Below are 3,668 nucleotides of genomic sequence, written 5' to 3'. Positions count from 1 at the left end.
CAGAACCGTTCCCAGATTGAGGCGCTTTCGCGCTGTTGAATCGTGGTTGTCATGTTTGGTATGTATTGCGATTAAGTTGTCGAGGTACGTTTTGTATGTATGTATATTAGATTAACGGGTTTGTAACGGTTTGTAAAGGGGGTGAACTCTAGGATTGCTCATCAATGGTATAAGCTGGGCTAATCAATTATGGGAGTAGCTCCTGAGCATTTAGATTAGAGGGTTGATAAAGAAGGGATATAGCAATCCTATTTGATTTGTGGTAGGGGCAATTCATGAATTGCCCCTACGGTAAGGGTTTTAGTCATAGAGATGATTACAACCTATTTAGACTTGCTATAGAATACGAGACCAACAACTATTGAGTTAAGGCAAGTATGACTGATATTAAACCCATTCAAAATGATTATGTCACCGTTAAGGGGCCTTTCGGTGTTTTGAATGAAGGAACGGGTTATGCTATAGTTAATATTGCCAATGGAGAAAGGGTTGCTCATAATATCTCTTCCTTTTTAGATTGTGTCAAAACCATAGATTATCTGTTAGGAAATCTATCTCCTTCATCTTCTACACCTTCACCAAAACCAGCCCCACCTCCCCAGGAACCTGTCTTAACTCATAACAGATTAAATGAAGCTATTCGTCATCTTAAGCCAGATGTACAAAGATTAATAGAAAAATATGCACATGAAACGGTTAGGGTTAGTAAGTCCACAAATTTTCTAGGTCAAAGTCGCTACAAGTGCTATGATTTAAACGGAAATGTTTTAGGTCGAGTTAGAGGGGATAGTAGTAATCGTTATTGGCAATATGGAGGATTAGATGATCAAAAGTATTATTAATGTATTTCTGCTCTGGGCAATCTAGGGCATCTCATCATCAATATATTCCTGCATTTTATCGATTTTTTGGCAATTATTCTACTAAAATACTCTCAAGACTAGATGAATTTTTAAACAGGACTAACCCTGATTTTTTTGCTGATAACAGGGTTAAAAAATCTCTTCAATTGATGTTTAATTTTGAATCATAACTAATGTTAAGAGGAGAAACCAGGTTTTTCACTCTTGGCTTAGGCTTAAAATTAATGGCTGATGTTTAGGCGGTTTTATTGTAGTAGAGACGTTATATAAAACGCCTCTACAAAACTTAACGTAAACCCAACCAAGTGAATAAATCTTGATGGGTGAAAAATTCCAATAGAATTAATAGAACAAATCCCACCATCGCAAAACGGCCGTTAATTTGTTCAGCATAGCGAGTCCAACCCATTGCAGGTTCAGGTTGGGGGTTGGGTTCGTTGGGGGTAGAAGTCCAGGGTGTTGGAGAAGTCATGGTTGTTTTTCTAACTCTTGAATAGATTCAATCAGCGATCGCACCGTTTCTGTCCCTTCAGAGGGTTCAAAGGTGAAGGGAAACTTACCCCGCATTAGTACCCGCATTCCCACAGGCCCTAAGCTGAGTAACCCCTTGAGATCGCGGAAATAATTCCCTACTACCATTACAGCAAATTTCCGTTCATCGACCCAACCGCCTTGTTTAACCAGTTCCAGTAAGACTTTACGGTGACGAATAGGACGACTTGCATCGGCATCTTTGCGTTCTAGGATTTCATGTTTAATTTTGGTAATCTGATCCAAGGGGGCGACTTCCATCGGACAGACCGAATTACAGTTAAAGCAACGGGTACAACCCCAAACTCCATTTGTGCCTTCGTTATAAGATTCGAGGCGTTGTTCGGTTTTCGCATCCCGCGAGTCCGCCACCATCCGTTGAGCTTTGGCTAAGGCGTGGGGGCCAACAAAATTAGGGTTAACTTCAACGGCGTTACAGTCTGAATAACAAGCGCCGCAGAGAATACAATTACCCAGTTGGTCAAGTTTAGCTCGTTCTTCCGGGGTTTGCAGAAATTCTCGTTCAGGAATGGCTCGCCCTGCGGTACTGACATAAGGTTCAACGGCTTCTAGGTTGTCCCAAAAGCGGTTCATCTCTACAACTAAGTCTTTAATAACGGGTAAATTCCCCATTGGGGCTATCGTCATTTCTGGAATATCATTCAACTGGGATGGCTCGGAGTTCGCCTCGGCGATTTTTTGTAAACGGGCGACTTCACTGCCAATATTTTCTTTACAAGCTAAGGCAGAACGGCCATTAATTCGCATTGAACAACTGCCACAAATGGTATTCCGGCAGTTTTTTCTAAAGGCTAAGGTTCCATCCTGTTCCCATTTTATGCGGTTGAGGCAGTCCAGAATTGTATTTCCAACTTCGACATCGAGGAGATAACTTTGTACCTGGGGTGAGGTATTCGGGCTTTGGCGGACAATATTAAACTTAACTTTCATCATTTTCCCCGCTTCGTGGGTTGATTGATTGTCAGTCCTTTAAGGCTGTTTTTACCCTAAAGGTTTTACTACTCTACTTATTCTACTTCTGACCATAACCGTTCTAATTGATAGCGCCAAGCCGTTAAAGTTTGTTCTCGCTCTTGGGTACTCCCACTTAAATCTCCCATGATCCCTTCTGCATAAAAGCGTTCTAAATTTTGTAAGGTGGTTTCCATCGATTGTCCTTGTTTTTTTGCTACTAAAATAATTTCTCGAATCCGATTTTCGATGAGTTGATTATAATATTGAGAAAATCCCGCTTCTTCAAGGGCAATGACATTAGAAATAGCTTGTTCAAAGTCGGTTTTTGTTAAGGTTTCTCGGTGATGTTGGAACACCGCCCAAACTACATTCTGATGCAGGGCATACCGTGTCTCTTGAGTTTGATCAAAATTCGCTTCTAAGAGTTGTTCTAAAATTAGTTGAACTTCTTGAATGGGAGCGATCGGCAGTAACATTCTCAACCAACTTTGATTTTCTGATAATAAAACTAACAAACGAAAGTGTTCGGTTTCAACTTGCCATAAACTCGCTTCAATTTGACTGACGGCTGTTCCAAATCTAGCGGTTAAAATTTGATGAATGTCTGTAATTTCCATAACATTTCCTACAACAATAACGTTAACACAGTGGGGCTGACTTTAAGGAAGCCATTGGGGATGGAACCCTAAAAAGGGTAATTCTTCCGGTTTAACTTGCGGTTTAGATCCATCGGTTGGTGTATCAATGACGAGAGGTAAAATCCAAATGCGACTGGTTTTAATGGTATCTCCTCCTTGGGTTTTTGTGGATTGTTCCAAATCATCAGGTTCCCCAGTTTTGATAACGGTCTGATCAAAGAGTAAGGCTAATCCATCGGGGGATAAACTGATGTTGATTTCTTGTTGATTCGGTAAAATTACAAACGGAATCACTTGTTTAGTTTTGATATCGATCGCCACAATATAAGGCTGTTCTTTATAGGTTTCAGGATGATCTAAAACTTCAGTAATTAAACAGTATAAAACACTATTACTCGGATCAAATTCAGCACTGATAATATTGCCAAAGGGAGGAGTGCGATACAGTTCTTGTTCTTGTCCTTGGTTATTCACCACAAATAGCGATCGCGTGCCATCGGGATTAAATTTCACCATGGCGGCGGCACTTCCATTGCGTGCAAAACCCAAAACTTGACCGAATTTGGGTAAAAATTCTAACGGTTTAGCATCGGGTTTTAAGGGTAAAATTGTTGTTAAATCTGGCCCTTGAGCAATTACAACAGATTGACTATCAGGTGCA

General features: G+C 40.6%; 4 protein-coding genes and 1 pseudogene. 1 reads left to right on the top strand and 4 read right to left on the bottom strand.

Annotated features, from left to right (window positions below):
• Positions 1-377 precede the first annotated feature (377 nt).
• On the top strand, positions 378-842 hold the full coding sequence (locus ACKPEB_RS00990; RefSeq protein ID WP_408962894.1) for a hypothetical protein: 465 nt from the start codon (positions 378-380) through the stop codon (positions 840-842).
• A gap of 307 nt (positions 843-1,149) precedes the next feature.
• Here the strand turns inward: ACKPEB_RS00990 and ACKPEB_RS00985 are convergent, their stop codons facing one another.
• From ACKPEB_RS00985 to ACKPEB_RS00970, 4 genes and pseudogenes are all read right to left on the bottom strand, one after another.
• Positions 1,150-1,335: a chlorophyll a/b-binding protein gene (locus tag ACKPEB_RS00985; RefSeq protein WP_408962893.1), complete on the bottom strand. Its 186-nt coding sequence runs from the start codon at positions 1,333-1,335 to the stop codon at positions 1,150-1,152.
• On the bottom strand, positions 1,332-2,345 hold the full coding sequence (locus tag ACKPEB_RS00980) for a succinate dehydrogenase/fumarate reductase iron-sulfur subunit (protein WP_408962895.1): 1,014 nt from the start codon (positions 2,343-2,345) through the stop codon (positions 1,332-1,334). Before ACKPEB_RS00980 ends, ACKPEB_RS00985 begins: the two co-directional genes overlap by 4 nt.
• A 77-nt stretch (positions 2,346-2,422) precedes the next feature.
• Positions 2,423-2,986, bottom strand: a complete 564-nt coding sequence (locus ACKPEB_RS00975) for a hypothetical protein (RefSeq protein ID WP_408962892.1) — start codon at positions 2,984-2,986, stop codon at positions 2,423-2,425.
• A 42-nt stretch (positions 2,987-3,028) separates the two neighbouring features.
• A pseudogene (locus ACKPEB_RS00970) lies at positions 3,029-3,668 on the bottom strand (hypothetical protein); the annotation flags it as partial.

The sequence above is a fragment of the Planktothrix sp. genome (assembly GCF_046067725.1).
GTDB lineage: Bacteria > Cyanobacteriota > Cyanobacteriia > Cyanobacteriales > Microcoleaceae > Planktothrix.
Note: the sequence above shows the minus strand (reverse complement) of the source record. Positions and strands in the feature narration are given on the sequence as shown.